Genomic DNA, 22,803 nt, shown 5'->3' with positions numbered 1-22,803 from the left:
CATCGCGTCGACTCCCTACTTCGCCTTGCAGCTGTACGCACCTAGCCCCGCTCACCGGCAGTGGTGAACCGCCAGGACCCGAAGTCGGCGTGCTCCGATGGGCAGGACCTAGTCCCGCACCGTGTGTTCTCCCCGCTGCCCCTCGTCGTACGGCAGTCGCGAAGCCACCGGCGTCGCGTCCAGGCGGGCGGTGATGACCAGGGTGCCCTCCTCGATCTGGTAGTCGAGGGGGAGACCGAGGCCGCGCATGGCGGCGACCATGCCGGTGTTGGAGGCCTGAGTGACGACGTACACGCTCTCGCAACCGGCCTCGACGGCCATCGTCACGAGGCGGCCGAGCAGTTCGCTGCCGACACCGCGCCGCTGCCAGTCGTCCTCGACGAGGAGCGCGATCTCCGTCTCGTCACCGTCCCACAGAAGGTGGCCGAGCCCGACGATCCGCCCGGATGCCGTCTGCACGGCGAGGGTGCGTCCGAAGCGGGGGCTGAGCAGATGGTTGAGATAGCGGTCCGCGTCGCCGACCGGGCCGTGGTAGCGCATGTTCAGCGTGCGGGACGAGCAGCGCTCGTGCATCGCCTTGGCGGCCTCGACGTCGCAGACGTCGGCGCGTCGCACGGTGATGGCGTTGCCCTGGGGCAGCGTCAACATGTCCTGACTGCGCGGGATCCGCGGACCGAGCCGCGCATCCAGCTCCACCAGCGCCCGTGCCCGCGCGAACTCGGTCGGCGTGAACGGCAGATACGGCCGCTCCACCGTGATCACCCCACCCTCCGGTGCCCGCAGCCGCATCACCGTGTCCTCGAGCGCCCCCTCCACGGGAGCCCCCTCCTCCGCCCGCCCGGAACCCGGGGACTTGGCGGGCAGCGAGCGGATGGTGCAGCGGCCGAGCAACTGCCGCAGCGCAAGCGGTAGTTCCGCCGCGTCCAGGGCGGTACGGGTGGCCAGGCCGAGCACCCGCGTCGGCGCGTCCACCAGGTCGTGGGCGTCGGCCCGCTCGATCCAGATGCCGGTGCCACCCGCCCGCGACACCGCACGAGTGATCTCGGACGCGGCGAGCTTCGAGGGAGCGCGCAGCAGGAACTCGTCCACCGTGCCCTCCGCGAGCGGGTGTGTCTGCAGGCTCAGGATGTCCACCTGCGGCTGCGCCAGCGCCGTGCACAGCGCGGCCAGCGAGCCCGGCGCGTCCTTCACCGTCGTGCGCATCCGCCAGAGCACGGTCGCCCCGGCGACGGACTCCGGCGTCGCGCCGGATTCTCCGGCGCGCTCCCGCTGTTCGGACGGCCCGGCCCGTCGCACGTCGGCGATCGGCCGGGCACCGGTATCGTCCGCCGGCGGCGCGTGACCGTGGCGTCGTGCCCACCAAATGTGGAACCCGGCCGTGGCGACGAGGATCATCGCCGAGATCAGCAGCAGGGCGGGACCGTCCGGTCCGTGCCCGATCATGTTGGCGACTGCGTCGGCGACCGCGACGGCCGTGAACAGCGCGGCGAGTTCGACGACGTCCCGCCGCCAGTGGTGGACGGGTCGACCGTGCCTCGCACGGGTCACATCAGACATGTCTGGAGTCATGCAACCACTGTGAAGGAAGGGTGTTGCGTGATCACGAACGGTTTGTGACTGATCGGTTAAGTGTCGTTCTGCACCTTTTGCAGTTCTTTTTACGGGTCTTTTGCTCGGGTGGGACGGCTGGGCTTACGACCCTGGTCAGGCGGCGACCCCCTGCGTCAGGGCGGTCCTCAGTCGACGGGCCTGAGTCGCCACCTTGGACGAGCCGCGCCGGCCGGCCGCCTGCGCCAGATGCGCGACCTCACCGCGCGCCCCGGACCGCTCCACACATTCGGCGGCGACGGCCAGGAGGTCTCCGAGCCCGCGCGCCGGCCTACCGATCGTCGTGTCCGTCGCGAGATCGGCCAGTAGGATCGGCAGCGCATCGCGGAGCACCGACCAGACGGTGGCGTACGCGCCCGTGGCCGCCGCCGTCCGTATGGACTCGGCCAGCCGCAGCGGCTTGACGGCTCCCCGGCGCACCAACTGCCCGAGGTCGCCGCCGAGCCGCCCCGCGTCGAGCTGCCCCCGCGCGGCCAGCACCAGCAACGCGTCCACGGCGGAGAGCCGGTCCTCCGTATGCCGCGCCCCGAGCCCGTACGCCAGGCACAGATGCAGGGCCTCGCCCGCTTCACCGTCGGCCTCGGCGAGGAGCGGCAGAACGGCGGCTCCCCGTCGGCTGTCGTCCACGGCCACCGAGGACAGGTCGCCCAGCACGCGTGCCGCCACCAGCTCCCGCCGACCGGGCACGACGGCCGACCAGTGTTGCCGATCCGACTCGGCCCAGTGCGGGCAGTACCAGCGGTCCTTGAAGACGGACAGCGGACGCCCCAACCCGCGGAATTCCGGCGGGAACTGTCCCTGCAACTCTTCGAGTTCGCCCAGTTCCAGCAGGATGCGGACGCCCGAGGTCCGCCGTCGGCTCAGGGGAAGGTCCGGCCCCTCGGCGGTGAGCCACTGGGCCAGCCGGTACCCCTCGGGGGTGCCGAGGGTGCGAGCCCGCACCGCCGCTGCCTCCGCCGTCGCGCGGTCGTCCCGCCGCACCCGCAGAAGTGCCTGGGCGAAGTCGGCCGTCCCCGGCCGGGCATCGAGGCGTCGGTACGCGATGAGGCGGGTCACCAGCTCCTCCGGCTCCAGCAGCCCCGTGTCCCAGCTGGGCGTGGCCAGCAGGAAAGGCAGCGGTTCGACAAGGATCCGGTGGGCCACCTCCCACAGTCGTGCGTCGAAGGCGCGCGACAGCGCGGCGTGCCGGCAGCCGCCCCTCGTCGTCCCCTGCTGGACCGCCGCGTGAAGTGTGTCGGTACGCACATGGCCGAGCAGGGTCGCGAGGACGACCTCCACGCCGTACGGCGCCTCGCGGAAGTATGCGTCCACGGTGGGGTAATGCGGGTCGGCGCCGATCCACCAGCGTCGGGCCACCACCGGGCGCAGGGCCTCCACGAGACCGTCGCGATCCTCGTACGCATGCCGGACCAGACCGTCCAAGGTGCGTTCGAACGAGGCCACGTCGCCGCTCGAGGCCAGCAGGCCACTCACTTCTTCTGCCAGTTCGGCTGCCGAAACCGGGGCCGGAGCGAGCCGAGCCCGCTCCGGCACGGGTGGCAGTATCTCTTCGTGGATCACCGGCGCGGACCTCAGTGCCCCGGCGCCGAGCAGCTTCTCCGCGTGAATCCGCACCCCTGGGCTCAACTCGTCCGCCGCTTGGACGAGTTGTTCACGGACGCCCTCGGAGACGTCCGGCCCCGTCACGTGTCGCTCCACGAGCTTCAGCGCACGCTCCTGCACCTCGGTGTCCTCGTGCCCGAAGGCCTGCGCCACCGCCGGCAGCAGTTCGGCCGCTGCGGACGGATCGTGCCTGAGCGTCTTCCCCAACAGGATGAGCTGTGCCCGTACGAGTTTCTTCTCGGTGCGGAAGAGCACGCCGGACGACATCTCGGCGAGCTGTCGGGGCGTCAACTCGCTGTCGAGTGCCAGAGAGGCGAGGATCGACTGGGCGTGCCACGCCACCGTCGAGGTCGCCTGGGAAGCGAGCGCAATCCAGTCGGCGCAGCGCTCCCGTGCCTCGTCCCGGCTCAGGTCGAGGCAGGTCAACAGCTTCAGGAACACCCGCTGATCGGCGGGGGCGCCGCCGCGCAGCAGTCGGGCCACGCAGGCGTCGACCAGCACCTTGCGGTCGAGGGTGCCTTCCCCCACGAGCTGCGCGAGCGCGTTGTACCAACTGCCCGGCCCGTCGCCGAACAGCCAGGCGACCCGGCCGGTCACGTCCAGGGACTCGAAGAGCGCGGCGATCATCCGCACCAGGTGCGGCTCCTTGCGAAGCCGCTCCACCACGGTGCCCCCGTGGTGCCACGTACCGCCGATGTGTTCGAACCAGCCCTCCACGTAGGCATCGGTGGTGGGCACCTCACAGCCGGACAGTTGCACAAGCCCGGCCAGCAGCGCATACGGGATCCGGGATGCGGCCGGCCGCTCGGCGAGCCGGTGCGCCACGTCGCCGAGCCATGCGGGGTCGCGGTCGCCGAGTACATGCAGGAACACCCCGGGGGAGGCTTGGGACCAGCGCATGTCGGCTGCTGCGATCCAGGTCGCCGCGCCTGCGGCGCCCGTGTGACACGCGGCCCCCGCCGCATGCAGCGCGGGACAGGCCTTGCGGGACGACTCGCTCCACTGCGCGGTGCGCAGCTCCTTGCGGAGCTCCTTCAACGCGGGCAGACAGGCCCGGCGTTCGGCATCGGTCATCCCGTCCAGGAGACCCGCTGCCTCCACCGTCTGCCCCGCCCGTACCGCCCGCACCAGCGCTTCGCCGCTCATCGCGCATCGCCCCCGTCGACCAGAACCTGTTCGTGTCGTACCTGCGCTCCCCGCCGCACCATCCGCACCGCCAGCGCGTGCTTGCAGGGTCCGCGCCCGCCCCGGTACTTCGCCCACCACAGGCAGGAGCAGCTCAGCGTCCCGGATTCGTCGCGGACCCGGTGCACACGCCCGTCGTCGGCGGTCACCGTGCCGAGCGCGCCGTCCAGGGCGACCGCCCCCGCAGCGACCAGGGCGCGGGCCGCACGCAGCCGCGGGTTGTGGCGCTCCACGCGCCCGGCGTCGTAGGGCAGTTCGCGGTGGAAGTACGCCGCCTCCGCAGTGTCGTACCCCACGCGCCCTGACGTGCCAAGCCGCACCAGTGCGGCGCGCACCCGCTCGGCCGGCAGGCCCGAGGCGGTGGCCAGCTCACCGACGTCGATGCACGGCTCCCACGCGAGGAGGACGGCGATCAACTCCGCGTCCTCGGCGGCCTCGTCGGTGGCGAGGGCGTCCAGCACCCCGCCCTCCCCGGAGAACCCGCGCGCGGCGTCCGGTGACAGAGTGAGCGTGAGCCGCATGCCCGGCAGGACGACCTCCCACGCGCCTGCGGCAGCGGCCTCACCGGCGACCGGAGGGCCGTACACCCGCAAGGCCGTCGCATGGCGCAGCACGCGCTGCAGCGCGATCAGCCGCTCGGGACCGGGCAGGCACACCGCCCCCGGCACCGGCCGGGTCGTCGCTCGCAGTCCGTGCCCCGTGGGCACCACCCACTGTGCGCCACGGGCGGCCCCGCGTGCGGAGCCGCGCGGAAGCGAGCGTAGGAACCGTACGGCCTCGGCCGCCGGCAGCTCGGCCCGCAGGTCGAACCCGGCGGCAATCACCTGGGCCTCGGCGAAACCGCGCAGCCAGCGGTCGGGCAATGGCACCTTCTTCTCCACCACAGGGCCGTCCAGGGTGGTTACGGCCATCTCGTCGGGGCCGACCCGAAGGTGCAGCGGATCGTCCGTGCCGATCCGCGAAAGCGCCTCGCGCAGCGGGTTGTTGACGTCGACATTGGTCGTCCCGTGCCCCACCTCGCCGCGGTCGAGGCCCGCCGTCAGTACGTCCAGACGCGCGTACACCCCTCCGCAGCCGGAGAAGGACTCGAAGCGGAGCCGGTCGCCGTTGCCCGTGACCACCGGGTCCAGCGAGGCGCGCAGCTGCCGCTGGTAGTAGCGGGCCGCCGCCACGTCGGCGACCGCGAGCAGCCCGGCGGCGGCGACCTGAGGTGACGTCAAAAGACCTGCGAAGAAGCGGGGATGCTCCTCGAACCCCGTGGGTGTCGCACCGCGCGAGGTCTCGAGTCCCAGGCGTCGTCCGCCCGGTGCGGATTCCAGCGCGGAGGATCGGGTGTAGGCCACGGCCTGCAGAGATCGCGTCATGGAAAAACCGTAGAGGCGACCACTGACAGTGGGTTCTGACCTGCGGAAACTTGCTCGTGAGCCGGGTCCGACGACAAGCGAGCGGGGCCGCGCACCGGGGGATGACTCCGGTGCGCGGCCCAGCGGTTCGAGGGTACGGGAGGCGGAGAGCGTCACGCTCCGCGCCGGCGCCCCCACCCGCCCGCGCTACTGCCCCACGCGCCCGCGCTACTGCCCCACGCGCCCCGGCTGCAGCACCTGGGTGAACAGCACCGTTCCGTCCTGCTCGCGCAGTCGCACCGTCAGTTCGCCGCTGTCGCCGTCGATGTCGACCTCGCCGAAGAACTGGTAGCCGCCTGCGGGCGAGACGTTCGAGGCGGTAGGCGCCTTCACGAACACTCGCTCCGGACCGAACGTGTTGTCCAGCGCACTCGCTGGGAAAGCACCGGCGTTGAGGGGGCCGGAGACGAATTCCCAGAACGGCTCGAAGTCGGTGAAGGCGGCCCGCGACGGCTGGTAGTGCTGGGCCGAGGTGTGGTGCACGTCGGCGGTCAACCAGACCGTGCCCGTGATCTTCCCGTACTTGATGAACCGCAACAGCTCGGCGATCTGCAGCTCGCGTCCGAGCGGCGCGCCCGGGTCGCCCTGGGCCACGGCCTCGATGTTCGGCTTGCCCTCGGTCGTGTCCGGCACGACCAGTCCGAGCGGCATGTCCGCTGCGATCACCTTCCACACGGCCCGCGACCGCGACAGTTCCCGCTTGAGCCACTCCAACTGCTCGGCGCCGAGGATGCCCTGCGGGTCGGTGGTCTGGTTGTCGGGTGAGTTGGCATTGCGATACGTACGCATGTCGAGCACGAAGACGTCCAGCAGCGGGCCGTGGCGCATGACCCGGTTCACGCGGCCGTCCTTGTTGCCCGGCCGCAGCGTCGAGATGGGGAAGTACTCGCTGAACGCGCGACGGGCCCGGGAGGCCAGCACGTCGACGCTCTTCTCGGTGTACCGCGTGTCCGTGGTCGCGATCACCTCGCCCGGGTACCAGTTGTTGCGTACCTCGTGGTCGTCCCACTGGATGATCGACGGCACCTGCGCGTTGAAGCGCTTCAGGTTCTCGTCCAGCAGGTTGTAACGGAAGTTGCCGCGGAACTCGGCAAGCGTCTCGGCGACCTTGGACTTCTCCTCGGTCGTGATATTCCGCCAGGTGCTGCCGTCAGGGAGCGCCGCGGTTGCCGCGATCGGTCCGTCGGCATAGATGTTGTCACCGCTGCACAGGAAGAAGTCCGGGTCGAGCTTGGCCATGGCGTCGTAGATCCGGTAGCCGCCGATGTCCGGGTTGATGCCCCAGCCCTGCCCCGCCAGGTCACCCGACCACAGGAAGCGCACCCCGTCGCGCCGGCCGACCGGCGTCGTACGGAAGGTGCCGGTCACCGGTTCGCCGGTGCGCTGCGGGTCGTCGGGGTCGGCGAGCAGCACGCGGTAGTGGATCTGCTCTCCCGAGGGCAGCCCGCGCAGCCGTGTCGTCCCCGTGAAGTCGGTGTCCGCGCCGAGCAGCGGACCATGCCATCTGTGCGGGTTGCGGAACGACTCGGTCGCGGACGTCTCGACGATCATCCGGGCGGGGCGGTCGGAACGAACCCACACCAGGCCGGAGTCGGCGGTCACGTCGCCGGTCTGGACGCCCCACCCCGCCTTCGGCCGCCCGGAGAGGGCGAATGCCGGTGCCGCGCCGAGCGCGGTGGGCAGGGCCAGCGCCGCGGACGCGGCGAGGGAGCCGCGCAGAACGCTGCGGCGACCGGGGAGGGGGCTCTGCGGACGGTGTGACATGAATGCGCCTCCAGGGACGGATTCGGCCAGTGTGCAGTGCCACAACTACTGGGGCGCCGCAGCGCACACGGAAACCACAAGTGAACAACTGACCCCAGGGACAAGGGGACCGGTGTGCGACTGATGTGCGACTGGCGTGCGACGGCGGGGTGCCTCGGCCCCGCACGGCGTCCTTCCCGGGCTTCGTGTTGCAGGAGCCGCAGGAGGAGCGAAGTGGCCGCGCACGGCGTCCGGCCTGCCCTTCGTGGCGGCTCAGCCGCCCGAATCCGCCGTCCTCAGCTTCGTGGTGGCTCAGCCGCGCGAGGTGTCCGCCCTTCGCCCCGCGCTCCGTGGCGGCTCAGCCACGTATGGCCGGTCTGGGTTCTGAGGCGGCTCAGCCTCGTATCGCCTCCGCCCTCGGCCCGAGGTCGCTCAGCCACGCACCGCTTGCGCCAGCCACCGCACCCCGTCGCGGATCCGCGGGGGAGACAGGTGCGCGTACCCCAGTACCAGCCGTACGCCCCCCTCGACCGCCGCCCCGTAGTGGGCCAGCGGACGCACCGCCACTCCGGCCGCGGCGGCCCGCTCCAGGAAGTGGTTCTGGGGACCGTACCGGTCGGGCAACGTGGCGATGGCATGCAGACCCGCGGCGATTCCGGACACCTCCGTGCCCGGGAAGTGCTCCTCCAGGGCGGACACGAGTGCGTCGCGCCGTTCCCGGTAGGCGCGCTGGCAGCGACGCAGCTGCCGGTCGTAGTCACCCCGTTCCACGAAGCGGGCGAGGAGCGCCTGGTCGACGACCGGGTTCCCGAGATCCATCGTGCGCTTGCGCTCGACGATCTCGTCGGAGAAGGAAGCGGGGACGAGCAGCCAGCCGAGCCGCAGCCCCGGGACGAGGGACTTGCTGACCGACCCGGTGTAGGCGACGTGTTCGGGGTCGAGCCCTTGCAGGGCGCCCACGGGGGCACGGTCGTAGCGGAAGTCCCCGTCGTAGTCGTCCTCGATCACCAGACCGTCCACCGAGCGCGCCCAGTCGAGGAGTTCCGCGCGGCGCCGTGCGGAGTACGCGATCCCGGAAGGGAACTGGTGGGCGGGCGTCGTCACCACCGCGCGTACGCCCGACGTCTCCAGCGGTCCGATGGCCAGCCCTTCCTCGTCCAGGGGCAGCGGCATGGTGCCGATGCCCGCCGAGGCGTACAGGGCGCCGTGCTCGGGACTGCCCGGATCCTCGACGCCGACATGGCGCACCCCGCGCGCGTGGAGCACGAATCCGAGCAACGTCATGGCCTGCGCGACTCCGGATACCACGACGAGCCGCTCCGGGTCCGCGACCACGCCCCGGCGCCGGGCGAGCAATGCGGCGAGGGCAGTACGCAGCCGGGGCAGCCCGCGCGGATCCGGGTAGCCCAACGCGTGGTGCGGGAGTTCGGCCAGTACACCGCGCTGCGCGGCTGCCCACGCGGCGCGCGGGAACAGCGACAGGTCCGGCGTGCCGGGAACGAAGTCGGCCCGCGCTCCGGCAGGCCGTGGGGCGAGATCACGCGCGCGGGGGCTCGCCGCCCGGGCCGCGCCGCCGACCCAGGTCCCGGCACCCCGGTCACTGCGCAGGTACCCCTCGGCCGTCAACTGCTCGTAGGCCTCGGTGACCAGCCCCCGCGACACGCGGAGATCGGCGGCGAGCTCCCGGCTGGCCGGCAGTCGGGTGCCCGGAGCGAGCCGACCGGAACGGACCGCCTCGCGCAGCGCTGCCTGGAGTGTGCGGCCACGCGCGCGTGCCGGGGCCGAAGCGGCGGGTACGAGCAGCTCCCAGGCTGCGGCCCAGGGCGAGGGTCCAGGCGATCCGGATGACGGGCCGCTCGAATTGGTCCCTGATGACGTCATGGAAGTGGACCTTAAGCCGGACCACGCCGCTTCATAGCCTCACCGTCATGAACGCCACCACCACTCGGGGCGCGCTGCTCGCCGCCCTCGCCTGCGTCCTCGTCGGAGGCTCCTTCACCGCCAACAGCGTCCTGGGCCACTACCCGTACGCGGGCGGCCAGTTCCTCCGCTACGGTCTCGCCTGCGTCCTGCTCCTGCTGCTGGTCGGCCGGGCTGGCGCGGCGCCGCTGCGCCGGCTCGCGGCACGCCAGTGGGGGCGCCTCGCGCTGCTCGCGGCCGTCGGCATGGTCGGCTTCAACCTCGCGGTACTCGCCGCCGAACGTACGGCGGAACCGGCGGTTCCCGGCGTCTTCGTGGGCTGCGCCCCGATGGTCGTGGCCGTTGTCGTACCCCTTCAGGAGGGCCGCCGCCCGCAACGTGGTGTGCTGCACGGGGCGTTGCTCGTCGCGCTGGGTGCCTTCACCGTCCAGGGGTGGGGGCGTACGGACGCCGCCGGGATCGCGTACGCCGCGTGCGCGCTGGCCGGGGAGGTCGGCTTCGCGGTGCTGGCCGTGCCCGTCCTGCGCCCGCTCGGGCCACGGCTGCTGTCGGCCACCGTCTGTGGGATCGCCGCGGTCGAGTCGGCGGTGGCCGGGATGCTCGCCGACGGAGCGGCGTGGCTGCCGCTGCCGGACGCCACCGAGGCCGCCGCGCTGCTGTGGCAGGCGGCGGTCGTCACGGTCGTCGGCTTCGTGTGCTGGTACATGGGCATGCAGCGCATCGGCGCGGAGCGCGCCACGCTCTTCTCCGGGCTCATCCCCGTCGCGGCCGCCGGCACCGCGCCACTCGTCGGCACGGGCACCTACGGCGCCGCGCAGGCCGCGGGAAGCGCCCTGGTCGGCGCGGGAGTAGCCCTGGGATCCGGTGCGTTGGGCACCCTGGGGCGTCGTTCAGCGGCTGCCGTCGAGGATGACGCGGGCGACGAGCGCCGGATCGTCGTTCATCGGGACGTGCCCGCAGCCGGGCAGCCGCACCAGCCGCGCCCGGGGAATGATGTGCTTGGCGCGGATCCCCTGGCGGCGCACCAGCAGCCGGTCGCGGGTGCCCCAGGCCACGGTGACGGGGAGCCCGGGGATGTCGTCCGTGAACTGGACAGTGGTGCCGGCCCGGAGAGTGTCGGTGAAGCCCTCGGCGTGGGCCAGCGCCAGGGTCTCGGCGACGACGGCCTCGGGTGAACGGCGGCCGGGGCGGGCGTAGATGGTGCTCGTCAGCGCCGCGCGCCCGGCCGCCGTACGCGAGAGCCGCTCGACCACCGGGAGCGGCAGGCGCCGGGCGCCCTGTCGCATCGCGATCAGCACGCCGAAGGCGTACCGCCGCTCGACCGGCGACCAGAAGCCGGCGGGCGAGAGTGCCGTGACGGACCGTACGAGCTTCTCCCGGCCCAGCTCCAGAGCCAGCAGCCCGCCCAGGGAGTTGCCCGCCACGTGCGGCCGCTCGATCTCCAGCGCCTCGCACAGCGCGCCGAGCGCGGGTGCCACCGTCGACAGGTCGTGCGTGAGGCCTTCGGGCAGCGCCGGTGACTCGCCGAACCCGGGGAGATCGACGGCTATGACGTCGCGCTCGGCCGCCAGGATGTGGATGACCGGGTCCCAGGCCTGTCGGTGGTGACCGATGCCGTGCAGCAGGAGCAGCGGTTCACCGGTGCCCACACGTGCGTAGGACATGGTCACGGTCCTCGGGCCGCGCGGAGAGGGGAGGCTGAAGGAGACCGTGGCGGACATGGGGCTGCTCCTCGTCTGGGTCACGCTGACGGACAGTCTTGTAGACAGCTTGTCAGCAACTGCTACCGACGGGTAGCCCCCCGCCGCCACGAACCCGCACGCGCGCGCGTGCCCGCGTGCAGTCGTGCTCCACGCGCGTGCGTCCCTCAACGTGCCCTGCGCACCTCCACGTTGAACTCCGAGTGCCCGATCTGCTGGAACAGGGTCAGCCATATGGGCAGGTACATCTCCGCGGCCCGCGCCGTCCGGATGCCGCCCAGGTCGAGCACGCGCTGCGGCGGCCAGCCGAACTCACCGAGGAGCGCCGTCACCTGCTCCTTGGCGCTCTGGTCCTCCCCGGAGACGAAGATCTGGTGCTCGCCCGGTACCAGTGCGGGGTCAACCATCAGGTGGCAGTTGACCGTGTTGAGGCTCTTCACCACGCGGGCCTGCGGAAAGGAGCGCTGGATCTGCTCGCCCACGCTGTCCGACTCGACGGGAGAGAGGCGCATTTGCCCGTCCTCGAACGCGAGGGGATTGGAGACGTCGAGGACGACCTTGCCGTTCAGGTGCTCCTCACCGGCCGCTTGCAGCGCGGTGACGGCCACCCGCCCGCCGACCGCGTTCACGACCACCTCGCCGAAGGCCGCCGCCTCCGCGAACGTGCCGTGGCCCGCCCGGGGCCCCGCGCTGTCGGCCCACTCCGCCGCGGCCGGGTTGTCCTTCGTGCGCGAACCCAACGACACCCTGCGACCCAGTTCCACCAGCTTGCCGCCCAGGGTGCGCCCCACTTCGCCCGTGCCCAGAACCGCGTACCGCATCGTCACTCCTCCAGTGTCGAGGCCGCCGGCCACCGGTCGGCGCCGATTCCGCCTGGACACGGCACGAGGTGTCGGGTGGGATGGGACGGTGGCAATCGACACCGTGACCGATGTCTTCGAAGAGCACCGTCCCGTCCTGATGGGCGTCGCCTACCGGATGCTGGGGCGGGTGGTCGACGCGGAGGACGTGGTCCAGGAGGCGTGGCTGCGCTGGTCCGGCGCCGACCGGACCGAGGTGCGCGAGCCACGCGCCTACCTGGTCCGCGTCACCACCCGCCTCGCCATCGACCGGCTGCGCCAGGTGCAGTCGCGCAGCGAGGCGTACGTGGGGCCGTGGCTCCCCGAGCCCTATCTCACCGACTTCGGGGACACCGTTGCCGACACGGCGGAGCGGGCCGTGCTCGCCGACTCCGTCTCGCTCGCCGTCCTCGTCGTCCTGGAGTCGCTGTCGCCCCTGGAGCGTGCGGTATTCGTCCTCAGGGAGGCGTTCGGATACCCGTACGCGGACATCGCCGCCGTCCTCGACCGCGGCGAGCCCGCGGTTCGGCAACTCGCCGGGCGGGCGCGCAAGCACGTCGACGAACGGCGGCCGCGCTACGAGGTCGACCCGGCCGAACGCCGCGATCTGACCGAACGGTTCCTCGCCGCTGCCGCCGAGGGGGACCTGGAGGGGCTCATGTCGATCCTGGCGCCGGACGCGCGGCTGGTCGGCGACAGCGGCGGCCTGTCCCAGGCGCCGCGGCGGGTCCTCGATTCGGCCGACAAGGTGGGGCGCTTCCTCATCGGCGCGGCCAAGAAGGGCGTGCCCGGCCCCTCGTTCCGCTTCCTTGAGATCAACGGCGGGTTCGCGGTGCTCGTCCTCTCCGCCGGCAAGCCGGACAGCATCTTCCAGTTGGACGTCGCGGACGGCCGCATCCAGTGCGTCTACATCATGCGCAACCCCGAGAAGCTGGTGTCCCTGTCCGCCATCTAGACAATCCGTGCCGCATCGGCCCCGTTGCCGTGCGACGCCGAAAGCCCCCGTCTTCTGGACGGGGGCTTTCGGCGTTGTGTCACGAACATCGCCCAGCACGAACGGCCTGTGAACGCTCTGCGGCAACGCACCTGTGCAATCCGTAAGCGATCGAGGATTGGTCTTGACCAAGGGTGGGGGCGGCCCTATGGTCGCAGAGATAGTGCAAGAACCTTTAATAAACAAGGGCGCTAAAACGCCGCCGGGCCACGGCGATTGCGGAGGACAGGGTGGGGACCCAGCAGCTGGAATCGGTGCCGGAGCCTAAGTACTGGCATCTCAAGACGGTGCTCAGTGAGGCACTGGACTCCGAGTTCTCGGTGGGCGAGATCCTGCCCAACGAGCGCGATCTGGCGGCCCGCTTCGGCGTCGCCCGGGCCACGCTGCGCCAGGCTCTCGAGCAGCTCGAACTGGAAGGACGACTGCAGCGCCGCCGCGGAGTGGGCACCACCGTCGCGCCGCCGCGCGTGGGCGTGGCCGTCGGGTCCGAGCAGCACGTGTGGCCGGGCGCGGTCGGCGACGCCTGGCAGCCCGCGGACTGCGCGGTGGCTCTCCCGCCCGCGTCGGTGGCCGACATCCTGGAGACCGTCCACGGCGAGCAGGTCCACACGGTGCGCCGCTCGCGCGTGACGCACGGCCAGCCGGTCGCCGCCGAGCTGCTCTACATCCCGGCGTCCTCGGTGCCCGCCCTGTCCGCGATCGACGCGCCCTCGGGTGCGGCACGCGCGCGTGCGGTGCTGCGTGAGCTGCAGCGCCTGGAGCTGGAAGGCCAGGACCGCGCCGTGGAGCTCGGCTCGGCCCGCGCGGACGATGCCAAGGAACTCGACCGGCTGCCCGGAGCCCCCGTCCTCGTCGTCACGACCCGCTTCTTCGCCGCGGGGCGCACCGCGGCGGTCTCCGTGGCCACGTACCGCGCCGACACCTGCCGGCTGACCTTCGGCGACACCGGCGGCGTGGAGATTCACCACGACCCGGAGCGCCGCGCTTCCTGAGCCGAGCACCGAGCGCTCAGCCGATCCGTACCCCTCGCACCCCGGAGAAATCCGGGGTGCGACGTCGTTCATGAGGAGCCGGGTCAGCGGCGCGCCGTCACGGTTCCATCCACCGCGAACAGCTGCTCCTCCACATGATCGAGAGCCAGCCGCAGCGCTCCGGTCGCCACCGCCGCCTCGCCCAGCAGTGAGAGGGCCACCTTGGGCGGCCGCAGACAGTAGCGCGCCAACTCGTGCCGCAGCGGCTCCAGTACACCGTCCAGGCCGGCCGCCCAGCCGCCGACGACGACCAGCTCGGGGTCGAGGGCGAGGACGAGCGCCGCGACGTCGTGCACGAGGCGCTGGATGAAGCGGTCGACCGCCGCACGGGCCCGCTGGTCACCGCCCTTGGCGAGCGCGAAGACCTCGGCGACGGCCTGCTCGTCGAGTGGGTGGAGCGGCTCGTCCGTGGTGGAGAGCAGTGTCTCGGGGGTGACATCGCGGCCCAGCAGATGCAGCGCGCCGATCTCGCCGGCCGCGCCCCCGTACCCACGGTGCAGCCGCCCGCCGATCAGCGAACCGGCACCCGGGCTCAGCCCCGCCATCACGAACACGACGTCGTCGGACTCCGTCGCCGCGCCCTTCCAGTGCTCGGCGACCGCCGCCGCGTTGGCATCGTTCTCGACGAGCACCGGGCACTTGAAGGAACGGCTCAGCCGCTCGCCGAGCCGCAGGCCCGTCCACTCCGGCAGCGCCGTGCCCAGTCGCACGGTGCCGTCCGCCTCCACGATCCCGGGGCTGCCCACGCCGACCGCCCGCAGCGAACTGCGGGCGACTCCCGCGCGGCGCAGCAGCTCGGCGACCGCCATCCGCAGCCGTTCGAGCCGCTCGTCCGCCGAAGCGCTCTCGTCCACGTCCTTGGCCATGGCACCCAGCACACGGCCGTCCAGATCCGCGAGCAGCGCGGCGACGCGGTGCGGGCCGATCTCCAGGCCCAGCAGATGGCCCGCCTCGGCCCGGAACCGGAACCTGCGTGCCGGACGCCCCTGGCGCCGGGCAGCGCCCTCCTCGGCCGCCTTCTCGACGACGAGTCCGTTCTCGATCAGCCCTTCGACGACGCCCTCGACCGTGGGCCGGGACAATCCCGTCACCCGGGTGATCTCGGTGAGGGTCGCGCAGTCCGTGGCACGCAGCGCGTGCAGCACCACCGCGGAATTGATCCTTCGCAGCAGAGAGGGGTCCCCGCCGGTCAACCGCCCCAACGTCCGTCCTCCCAGCTCGTGCGCGTGTTGGCCGGATCGTACTCGTCGGGGCGGACCCCGGCGAGTGCCGGGGACCCCCTTTGCTACCGACGAGTCGGAATCAGCCGGGCGCCACGAACCCCGACTCGTACGCCGCGATGACCGCCTGCGTACGATCCCGGGCTCCCAGTTTCGCCAGTACGGCGCTGACGTGGGACTTCACCGTCTCGGTCCCGACGATCAGCCGCACGGCGATCTCCGCGTTGGACAGCCCCCTGGCCATCAGCCGCAGCACCTCTGCCTCCCGCTCGGTCAGCGCGGCGCGCTCCATGGCCGCACGCGCCGCCGTGTTCCCGGCGCCGTCCCCGTACTCGGCGGCCAACTGCCGTACGGAGGCCGGGAACAGCAGCGACTCGCCCTCGGCGATCAGCCGCACCGCGTGCACGATCTCGGCGGGCCGGGCCCGCTTCAGCAGGAAACCGTCGGCACCCGCGCGCAACGCCTCGTAGACGTACTCGTCGTTCTCGAACGTCGTGACCACGAGGATCTTCGGCGGGTCACTCACCGTGCGCAGCACCGCGCGCGTCGCCTCGATGCCGTCCAGAAGGGGCATACGGACGTCCATGGCGACCACGTCCGGCCGCAGCTGTCGCACCAGCGGGATCACGGCGGCACCGTCGGCCGCCTCCCCGACGACCTCGATGTCGGGCTGCGCCTCCAGGACGGCGCGCAGACCGGCACGTACGAGGGGTTCGTCGTCGACGAGGAGAACGGTGACCGGCATCCGGCCAGCGTAGATCAACGCAGCGGCAGCTCTACATGCACCTGCCAGTCACCTTGGTCCGGTCCCGTCCGCGCGCGGCCGCCGAGCAACGCGGCCCGTTCCCGTATGCCGCGCAGGCCGCTGCCCCGGCCGGGCCCGGGTATCTCCGCGGTCAGCGGATTGCGGACCTCCAGACCGAGCGCGCCGTCCGCGACCTCGATACGCACCCGGACCGGGACGCTCCCCGCGTGCCGCAGCACATTGGTCAGGGACTCCTGGAGGATGCGGTAGCCCTCGCGGGACACCGGACCGGGCACGGTCTCCAACGCACCCGTCACCTCGGCGTCGACCTTCGCTCCGGAAGCACGCGCCGACTCCAGGAGCCGGTCGGCCTCGGTCAGCGTCGGGCCGCTGCTCGCGGGACGCTCCGCCTCACGCAGCACACCCAGCACCCGCTCCAGGTCCTCCAACGCGGCCCGGCCGGTGTCCTCGATGGCACCCAGGGCCCGGTCGGTGAACGCCGGGTCCCCGGCCGCCCGCGCCGCGCCCGCCTGCACCACCGCCACGGTCAGCGCGTGCCCGATGGAGTCATGGAGCTCCCGCGCGATGCGGTTGCGCTCCAGGAGCTGCTCGGTGCGCTCCTCCAGTGCGGCGAGCCGCTCGGTCGGGGAGGGACCGAGGAGACGGCGCGCGATGGCCGTGATCAGCTCGCCGAGGCCGACCACCGAGCCGTACAGGGCGAGCAGCGGCAGCGGGGCGAGCAGTGCGCAGGCCCACTGCGGAAGCGTCACCGTCACGACCGGCGTGTGGATCGGTCCCGTGCCGAACGCGGCACCGACCAGGACGACGGTTGCTGCGGGCAACCAGACGGTGACCATTCCCGCCACCCAGCCCATGGCCACCCGTACTTCCAGCCAGAGCACGGTCCGCCACCGGTCCCGCCAGGTGGCCGAAGGCGAGATCGAGAACGCCGCTTCCCCGCCGCCCCGCGCCAGCATGAACCGCGCCTGCACGCCCTCGCCCCGCCGCACGGCCGGGACCAGCCCCAGGGGCAGCAGCAGCACCGCAGGCACCCACGGCTTCGACATGTCGATGAACAGCCACACACTTTCGAACAGCATCGGCACCCACAGGTGCAACCAGCGCGTGTACGTCGTCCCCCGGAGCAGCGGGCGCAGAAAGCGGGCCATTGCGTCATCGTGCCAGGCGCCACTGACAACGAGCCTCCCCCGAGCGGGGGAGGCGATCTCCGCCCGCGGGGGAGGTGACGCCCCCTCAGCAACGGCCAGGCTGTGCCCATGACCAGCATCGACGTCCAAGACCTGACCAAGGAGTACGGCAGCAGGCGAGCCGTGGACCACCTCACCTTCAGCGTTCTTCCCGGCCGCGTCACCGGATTCCTCGGCCCCAACGGCGCCGGAAAGTCCACCACCATGCGGCTCGTGCTGGGCCTGGACCGGCCCACGTCCGGCACCGCTACCGTCGGATGCCGCTCCTACGCCACCCTCCACGAGCCGCTGCGTGAGGTGGGCGCGCTGCTCGACGCGGGGGCCGCGCACGGATCGCGGACCGCCCGCGACCATCTGCGGGCGCTCGCCGCGAGCAACCGCATCCCCGAACGACGCGTGGACGAGGTGCTGGAGGAGGCGGGGCTCGCCTCCGTCGCGCGACGCCGGGTGAAGACGTACTCCCTGGGCATGCGCCAGCGCCTGGGCATCGCGGCAGCGCTCCTCGGTGACCCGCCCGTGGTGCTCCTCGATGAACCGTCGAACGGGCTCGACCCGGAAGGCATCATCTGGATCCGGGAGTTGATGCGCCGACTGGCCCAGGAAGGGCGAACGGTCCTCGTCTCCAGCCACCTCATGAACGAGACCGCGTCCTTCGCCGACCACCTCGTCGTCCTCGGCCGGGGTCGGCTCCTCGCCGACATGCCCATGCGAGAGTTCATCGACGCGCGCGTGCAGCCCCGCGTGCGGGTGCGCACCCCGGACGGCGCCGCGTTGAGCGACCTGCTCGCCCGACACGGTATCGAGGCCGTCGAGGGCGAGGGCGACCGCTGGACCGCTCTCGATGCGCGTGTGGAGGACATCGGGCGCCTCACCTCCGCCGCGGGCCTGCAGATCCTCGAACTCGCCGCGGAGGAAGGCACGTTGGAGCAGGCCTACCTGGATCTGACGGCCGCCGAAAGCGAGTTCGCCGCCACGCCGACCCCGACGCAGCCTCAGGAGGCCTGACCATGACGGACTCAGCCGCAAGAGGCCTGACCAAGACAGACACAGCTCCAGGGGGCCTCTCAGTGACCTTCGCACCTGTACTCCGCGCGGAGTGGATCAAGATCCGTACGCTGCGGTCGCTCCTCTGGGGGCTGGCCGCCGTCCTCTTCGCGACCGCGGCGTTCTCCGCGCTCGCCGGTCTCGACGATTCCGGGGACCAGGAATTCGACCCGCTGTTCTCGGCGTTCTTCGGCGTCAGCTTCGGACAGATCGCGGCGATCACCTTCGGCGCTCAGGCGGTCTCGGCCGAGTTCCAGGGAGGCGCCCTGCGCGTCACGCTCGCCGCGGTCCCGGACCGAGTGCGGTGGTTCGCGGCCAAGGCAGTGGCCATCGGCCTACCGGCGCTCGTCGTCGGCCTGGTCACGGGAGGTGTGAGCCTGATCGTGGGCAAGGCGGTCCTCGGGACCAGGGCGAACGGGCTGACCTGGGGCGAGGGGCTCCGCGCAGTGGTCGGCTGCGGCCTCTACCTGACGCTCATGGCGCTGCTCGCGGCGGGACTCGCGGCCGTCCTGCGCAGCGGAGTCGCCACCCTGAGCATCCTGATCCCGTTCCTCCTCATCGTGTCGTTCGTCGTCGGGGGAGCCTCGGGCAGTGTCGCCGACTTCCTGCCGGACAAGGCGGGACAGGTGGTGCTCCACAAGACGTGGGACGGCGCCCTCGGGCCCTGGACGGGGCTCGCCGTGACCGCGGCCTGGGCTGCGGCAGCCCTGACGGCCGGCGTATGGAGCCTGCGGCGTCGCGACGCGTGAAGCCACTGGACCGTACTGACGGCACACCAATTGTCAGTGGCAGCCGCTTTACTGGATCTCATGACCAGCGCGCTGCACCTCGCCACGATCGTGCGGCTGTGCTCCGAGGCCTTCCCCGCGGAGCACGGCCGGTCGGACGTCGGCACCGGCGGACCCGGCTATCACATCGCCGAGTTAGTGACGAGCGAGGACTTCTGGGAGGACGACGGCACGTCACGCGAGGAGACGGAGGCGCAGTACGAGGCCGATCGGGACGGCCTCTCGGAGCTGCTCACCCGTCGCTGGGGCCGTCCGCAGGTCTTCGCTCTGTCGAGCGTTTTCGACCGGTCGATGGACGGTGAGGACATACCCGAGCCATGGGGCATCCTGAGTTCCCATGTGCCCGACGTGCACCTGTGGAAGGCGGACGGGCACGACCGCTGGGTTGCCCTCGGCATCTCGCAGTGGGACAAGGAACTGCCGTTCCAGCTCCTGGCCGTGGTCACGGAGATAGACCCGCCCTGACTCAGGGAGCCTGCGCGGCCTCCCGCAACCGACCGAACTCCTCCGCCATCGTCGCCGCCGTCCAATGCGCGTTGAGCCCACTTGGGTTGGGCAGCACCCACACCCGGCTGGCCCCGATCGTCCGCTCCTGCGGGCCGACTTGAGCCCTTCGCTCGCCGAACGCCGCCCGGTACGCGGTCACGCCGACCACCGCGAGCCACCCCGGCCGCAGTCGCTCCACCTTCGCGCGGAGCAGCCGCCCGCCCTCGAGGTACTCCTCGGCGCCGAGCTCGTCGGCCCGAGCGGTCGCGCGCGCCACCACGTTCGTGATGCCGAGCCCGTACGAGAGCAACTCGCCCTGTTCCGACGGCTTCATGAGCCGGGGCGTGAACCCGGAAAGGTGCAGCACCGGCCAGAAGCGGTTGCCGGGCCGGGCGAAGTGATGGCCGGTGGCGGCCGTCATCAGACCCGGATTGATACCGCAGAACAGAACATGGAGGCCGTCCGCGACGACATCCGGCACGAGCCGGTCGCGGGCGGCCTCCAGGTCCGCGGGGGTGAGCCGCGTCAGAGGATCGCCCCCGGCGTGTAGCCCGCGGTCTCCGGGTGCTGCTTCACGATGTCCTCGATACGGCCGACGACGGCGGCGACCTGGTCGGCGGCGGCACCCGTGAAGGACAGCTTGTCGGCCATCAGCTCGTCGAGCCGAGCACGGTCCAGCGGGATGCGCTCGTCCGCGGCGAGCTTGTCGAGCAGTTCGTTGCGCTCGGCGCCCTGCTCACGCATGGCGAGCGCGGAGGCGACGGCGTTCTCCTTGATCGCCTCGTGCGCGACCTCGCGGCCGACACCCGCGCGCACCGCGCCCATCAGGACCTTGGTCGTCGCGAGGAACGGCAGGTAGCGGTCCAGCTCGCGCGCGACGACGGCCGGGAAGGCGCCGAACTCGTCGAGGACGGTGAGGAAGGTCTCCAGCAGGCCGTCCAGCGCGAAGAACGCGTCGGGCAGCGCGACGCGGCGTACGACCGAGCACGACACGTCGCCCTCGTTCCACTGGTCGCCCGCCAGCTCGCCGGTCATCGACGCATAGCCGCGCAGGATGACCATCAGGCCGTTGACGCGCTCGCAGGAGCGGGTGTTCATCTTGTGCGGCATCGCGGACGAGCCGACCTGGCCGGGCTTGAAGCCTTCGGTGACCAGCTCATGCCCGGCCATCAGCCGGATCGTCTTGGCGAGCGAGGACGGGGCGGCCGCCAGCTGCACCAGAGAGGTGACGACCTCGTAGTCGAGCGAGCGCGGGTAGACCTGGCCGACGGAGGTGAAGGCCTGGGAGAAGCCGAGGTGCTGGGCGATGCGCTGCTCCAGGTCCGCCAGCTTCGCCGCGTCCCCGCCGAGCAGATCGAGCATGTCCTGCGCCGTGCCGACCGGGCCCTTGATGCCACGCAGCGGGTAGCGGCCGAGCAGCTCCTCGACCCGGCCGTACGCGACGAGCAGCTCGTCGGCGGCGGTCGCGAAGCGCTTGCCGAGGGTGGTGGCCTGGGCGGCCACGTTGTGTGAGCGGCCGGCCATGACCAGTTCGGCGTACTCGCCCGCGAGCTTGCCGAGACGCGCCAGGACGGCGACCGTGCGGTCGCGCATCAGCTCCAGCGAGAGCCGGATCTGCAGCTGCTCGACGTTCTCGGTGAGGTCCCGGGACGTCATGCCCTTGTGCACGTGCTCGTGCCCGGCGAGGTCGTTGAACTCCTCGATCCGTGCCTTCACGTCGTGCCGCGTGACCTTCTCGCGTTCGGCGATCGAGGCGAGGTCGACCTGGTCGAGGACGCGCTCGTAGTCGGTGACGGCGGTGTCCGGCACCTCGATCCCGAGGTCCTTCTGGGCTCGCAGCACGGCGAGCCAGAGCTGACGCTCCAGCTTCACCTTCTGCTCGGGGGACCAGAGCGTGGCGAGCTCGGCGGAGGCGTAGCGTCCGGCGAGGACGTTGGGGATACGGGGCTTTGCGGGCGCGGCAGTCACGTGTAGGGAGTTTACCCGGCGTCCGGTGGGGATCTGTACGTCCACACAGCTCAGAGAGCCCGAGCCAGTGTGGTGAAGCTCTAAGGACGGATGCCGTCACAGGCGACCGCCAGATGGCGCGGGCCGCGAAGGACCGCGCTCTGCCGGTAGGGCGGCGGATCCTCCAGCAGTCGGGGATTCTCCAGCCTGCGGGCCAGCTCGCTCAGCGCGAGCTGTGCCTCCAGCCGGGCCAGCGGGGCGCCGAAGCAACTGTGGATGCCGCTGCCGAAGCCCAGATGCTGGATGTCCCCGCGGTCCGGGTCGAACCGGTCCGGATGCTCGAAGCGGTCGGGATCGCGGTTGCCCGCTGCCAGTACCAGCCACAGCGACGCGCCCTTGGGGATGGTGACGCCGCGCACCTCGATGTCGGCGAGGGTGCTGCGCTGCGGCACCAGCTGCACCGGTGGCTCGAAGCGCAGCAACTCCTCGACGATGGGGACGGACAGTTTCGGGTCCTCGCGCAGCCGTTGCAGGACGTCGGGGTTGCGCAGCAGGGTCAGCATGCCGTTCGTGATGAGGTTGACCGTCGTCTCGTGGCCGGCGATCAACAGGAGCACCGACGTGGTCAGGGCCTCCATCGTCGTCATGGCGCCGTCCGGCCCGTGCGAGGTGGCCAGCTCCGACAACATGTCGTCGGCCGGCTTCTTGCGGCGTTCCTCGATGAGCCCGGCCAGATACATGCCCAGCTCCGTGCGCGCATTCTGCGCGATCTTGTCGCGCTCCTCGCGATCGGCGTCCATGACGGGGTCCAGACTGGCGGCGAGGGTGTCCGCCCAGGTGTGGAAGCGCCTCTCGTCCTCGCGCGGCACTCCCAGCAGTCGGCAGATCACGGTCACCGGGAAGGGATAGGAGACCTGTTCGACCAGATCGATCCGGTCCGGGGCGTCGATACCGTCGATGAGCCCGGAGACGATGCCTTTGAGGTCGTCGTGCATGTCGTAGATGCGCCGTGGGGAGTGCGGGGGACCGAAGGGCCGGTTCGTCATACGCCGCAGTCGGTCGTGTTCAGGAGGGTCGAGCCGCAGGAAGCTCGGTGGCAGCGTCGACCCCTCCTGTTCGTCGGAGGCCAGCGGATCGGCCGCCGACGACTTGAGATTGCGCACGTCGGAGCTGACCCGCGGATCGTGCAGAAGACTCTGGATGTCGTAGTACGTGCTGACGACGTACGGCCCGTCCGCCTCGTGGTACACCGGCGTCTTGCGGAGCTGCTCGTACAACGGATACGGATTGGCGCGGTTGGCGTGGTCGATGATCTGCCGCAGGATGTCCATGGTGCGTCC

18 protein-coding genes and 1 pseudogene are annotated in these 22,803 nt (G+C 71.6%); 6 read left to right on the top strand and 13 right to left on the bottom strand.

Annotated features, from left to right (window positions below; all coding sequences use genetic code 11):
- Positions 1-108 precede the first annotated feature (108 nt).
- The 5 genes from ACIBK0_RS16005 to ACIBK0_RS15985 form a co-directional block, all read right to left on the bottom strand.
- Entirely contained in the window at positions 109-1,557 is a 1,449-nt protein-coding gene (locus tag ACIBK0_RS16005) for a GNAT family N-acetyltransferase (RefSeq protein WP_399079969.1), read from the bottom strand.
- Between the two features lie 147 nt (positions 1,558-1,704).
- Positions 1,705-4,356, bottom strand: a complete 2,652-nt coding sequence (locus ACIBK0_RS16000; RefSeq protein WP_399079967.1) for a DUF6493 family protein — start codon at positions 4,354-4,356, stop codon at positions 1,705-1,707.
- Positions 4,353-5,759, bottom strand: a complete 1,407-nt coding sequence (locus ACIBK0_RS15995) for an SWIM zinc finger family protein (RefSeq protein ID WP_399079965.1) — start codon at positions 5,757-5,759, stop codon at positions 4,353-4,355. The genes ACIBK0_RS16000 and ACIBK0_RS15995 overlap by 4 nt, the downstream gene beginning before the upstream one ends.
- Positions 5,760-5,966: 207 nt before the next feature.
- The gene (locus ACIBK0_RS15990; RefSeq protein WP_399079963.1) at positions 5,967-7,562 is read right to left on the bottom strand and encodes an alkaline phosphatase D family protein; all 1,596 of its coding nucleotides are present in this window, start codon (positions 7,560-7,562) and stop codon (positions 5,967-5,969) included.
- A gap of 411 nt (positions 7,563-7,973) precedes the next feature.
- Entirely contained in the window at positions 7,974-9,422 is a 1,449-nt protein-coding gene (locus ACIBK0_RS15985; RefSeq protein WP_399079961.1) for a PLP-dependent aminotransferase family protein, read from the bottom strand.
- Between ACIBK0_RS15985 and ACIBK0_RS15980 the strand changes: the two are divergent.
- Positions 9,386-10,306, top strand: a pseudogene (locus ACIBK0_RS15980) (DMT family transporter); the annotation flags it as partial. The gene ACIBK0_RS15985 and the pseudogene ACIBK0_RS15980 sit on opposite strands and share 37 nt — an antisense overlap.
- 45 nt (positions 10,307-10,351) lie before the next feature.
- Here the strand turns inward: ACIBK0_RS15980 and ACIBK0_RS15975 are convergent.
- Together ACIBK0_RS15975 and ACIBK0_RS15970 are read right to left on the bottom strand one after the other, a co-directional pair.
- Positions 10,352-11,182, bottom strand: coding sequence for an alpha/beta fold hydrolase (locus ACIBK0_RS15975; RefSeq protein WP_399079959.1), 831 nt, complete (start codon positions 11,180-11,182; stop codon positions 10,352-10,354).
- 146 nt (positions 11,183-11,328) lie between these two features.
- The gene (locus ACIBK0_RS15970; RefSeq protein ID WP_399079957.1) at positions 11,329-11,982 is read right to left on the bottom strand and encodes an NADPH-dependent F420 reductase; all 654 of its coding nucleotides are present in this window, start codon (positions 11,980-11,982) and stop codon (positions 11,329-11,331) included.
- 88 nt (positions 11,983-12,070) lie between these two features.
- Here ACIBK0_RS15970 and ACIBK0_RS15965 point away from each other — a divergent pair, with 88 nt between their 5' ends.
- On the top strand, positions 12,071-12,955 hold the full coding sequence (locus ACIBK0_RS15965; RefSeq protein ID WP_399079955.1) for an RNA polymerase sigma-70 factor: 885 nt from the start codon (positions 12,071-12,073) through the stop codon (positions 12,953-12,955).
- Positions 12,956-13,224: 269 nt separating this feature from the next.
- Entirely contained in the window at positions 13,225-13,986 is a 762-nt protein-coding gene (locus ACIBK0_RS15960) for a GntR family transcriptional regulator (RefSeq protein ID WP_399079953.1), read from the top strand.
- Between the two features lie 83 nt (positions 13,987-14,069).
- Here the strand turns inward: ACIBK0_RS15960 and ACIBK0_RS15955 are convergent, their stop codons facing one another.
- The 3 genes from ACIBK0_RS15955 to ACIBK0_RS15945 form a co-directional block, all read right to left on the bottom strand.
- Entirely contained in the window at positions 14,070-15,227 is a 1,158-nt protein-coding gene (locus ACIBK0_RS15955) for an ROK family transcriptional regulator (protein WP_399079951.1), read from the bottom strand.
- 100 nt (positions 15,228-15,327) lie between these two features.
- Positions 15,328-15,990: a response regulator gene (locus ACIBK0_RS15950; RefSeq protein ID WP_399079949.1), complete on the bottom strand. Its 663-nt coding sequence runs from the start codon at positions 15,988-15,990 to the stop codon at positions 15,328-15,330.
- A 14-nt stretch (positions 15,991-16,004) separates the two neighbouring features.
- Positions 16,005-17,159 carry a sensor histidine kinase gene (locus tag ACIBK0_RS15945; protein WP_399079947.1) on the bottom strand — a complete coding sequence of 385 codons (1,155 nt, stop codon included), beginning with the start codon at positions 17,157-17,159 and terminating at the stop codon, positions 16,005-16,007.
- Positions 17,160-17,267: 108 nt separating this feature from the next.
- Between ACIBK0_RS15945 and ACIBK0_RS15940 the strand changes: the two genes are divergently transcribed.
- The 3 genes from ACIBK0_RS15940 to ACIBK0_RS15930 all read left to right on the top strand — a co-directional run bounded on the left by ACIBK0_RS15940 (position 17,268) and on the right by ACIBK0_RS15930 (position 19,495).
- Positions 17,268-18,203, top strand: a complete 936-nt coding sequence (locus tag ACIBK0_RS15940) for an ABC transporter ATP-binding protein (protein WP_399079945.1) — start codon at positions 17,268-17,270, stop codon at positions 18,201-18,203.
- A 62-nt stretch (positions 18,204-18,265) separates the two neighbouring features.
- Positions 18,266-18,991, top strand: a complete 726-nt coding sequence (locus ACIBK0_RS15935; protein ID WP_399079943.1) for an ABC transporter permease subunit — start codon at positions 18,266-18,268, stop codon at positions 18,989-18,991.
- Between the two features lie 60 nt (positions 18,992-19,051).
- Entirely contained in the window at positions 19,052-19,495 is a 444-nt protein-coding gene (locus ACIBK0_RS15930) for a hypothetical protein (protein ID WP_399079941.1), read from the top strand.
- Position 19,496: 1 nt separating this feature from the next.
- Here the strand turns inward: ACIBK0_RS15930 and mug are convergent, their stop codons facing one another.
- From mug to ACIBK0_RS15915, 3 genes are all read right to left on the bottom strand, one after another.
- Positions 19,497-19,997 carry a G/U mismatch-specific DNA glycosylase gene (gene mug / locus ACIBK0_RS15925; protein ID WP_399079938.1) on the bottom strand — a complete coding sequence of 167 codons (501 nt, stop codon included), beginning with the start codon at positions 19,995-19,997 and terminating at the stop codon, positions 19,497-19,499.
- 44 nt (positions 19,998-20,041) lie between these two features.
- A complete protein-coding gene (gene purB / locus ACIBK0_RS15920; protein ID WP_399079936.1) occupies positions 20,042-21,484 on the bottom strand; it encodes an adenylosuccinate lyase in 1,443 nt (480 codons plus the stop codon).
- A gap of 80 nt (positions 21,485-21,564) precedes the next feature.
- Complete coding sequence (locus ACIBK0_RS15915) at positions 21,565-22,794, bottom strand: cytochrome P450 (RefSeq protein WP_399079934.1); 1,230 nt, start codon at positions 22,792-22,794, stop codon at positions 21,565-21,567.
- Positions 22,795-22,803 lie beyond the last annotated feature (9 nt).

This window comes from Streptomyces sp. NPDC050564, from assembly GCF_044457265.1.
Classification (GTDB): Bacteria; Actinomycetota; Actinomycetes; order Streptomycetales; family Streptomycetaceae; genus Streptomyces.
The sequence above is the reverse complement of the archived record's forward strand: the minus strand, read 5'-3'. Positions and strand labels throughout refer to the sequence as shown.

Excerpts from the sequence above, each read along its gene's own strand:
- ACIBK0_RS16000 (WP_399079967.1), bottom strand. The coding sequence starts at position 4,356 with ATGAGCGGCGAAGCGCTGGTGCGGGCGGTACGGGCGGGGCAGACGGTG.
- ACIBK0_RS16005 (WP_399079969.1), bottom strand. The coding sequence starts at position 1,557 with ATGTCTGATGTGACCCGTGCGAGGCACGGTCGACCCGTCCACCACTGG.
- ACIBK0_RS15930 (WP_399079941.1), top strand. The coding sequence starts at position 19,052 with ATGACCAGCGCGCTGCACCTCGCCACGATCGTGCGGCTGTGCTCCGAG.
- ACIBK0_RS15975 (WP_399079959.1), bottom strand. The coding sequence starts at position 11,182 with ATGTCCGCCACGGTCTCCTTCAGCCTCCCCTCTCCGCGCGGCCCGAGG.
- ACIBK0_RS15940 (WP_399079945.1), top strand. The coding sequence starts at position 17,268 with ATGACCAGCATCGACGTCCAAGACCTGACCAAGGAGTACGGCAGCAGG.
- ACIBK0_RS15915 (WP_399079934.1), bottom strand. The coding sequence starts at position 22,794 with ATGGACATCCTGCGGCAGATCATCGACCACGCCAACCGCGCCAATCCG.
- ACIBK0_RS15945 (WP_399079947.1), bottom strand. The coding sequence starts at position 17,159 with ATGGCCCGCTTTCTGCGCCCGCTGCTCCGGGGGACGACGTACACGCGC.
- ACIBK0_RS15950 (WP_399079949.1), bottom strand. The coding sequence starts at position 15,990 with ATGCCGGTCACCGTTCTCCTCGTCGACGACGAACCCCTCGTACGTGCC.
- ACIBK0_RS15970 (WP_399079957.1), bottom strand. The coding sequence starts at position 11,982 with ATGCGGTACGCGGTTCTGGGCACGGGCGAAGTGGGGCGCACCCTGGGC.
- ACIBK0_RS15985 (WP_399079961.1), bottom strand. The coding sequence starts at position 9,422 with ATGACGTCATCAGGGACCAATTCGAGCGGCCCGTCATCCGGATCGCCT.
- ACIBK0_RS15995 (WP_399079965.1), bottom strand. The coding sequence starts at position 5,759 with ATGACGCGATCTCTGCAGGCCGTGGCCTACACCCGATCCTCCGCGCTG.
- ACIBK0_RS15990 (WP_399079963.1), bottom strand. The coding sequence starts at position 7,562 with ATGTCACACCGTCCGCAGAGCCCCCTCCCCGGTCGCCGCAGCGTTCTG.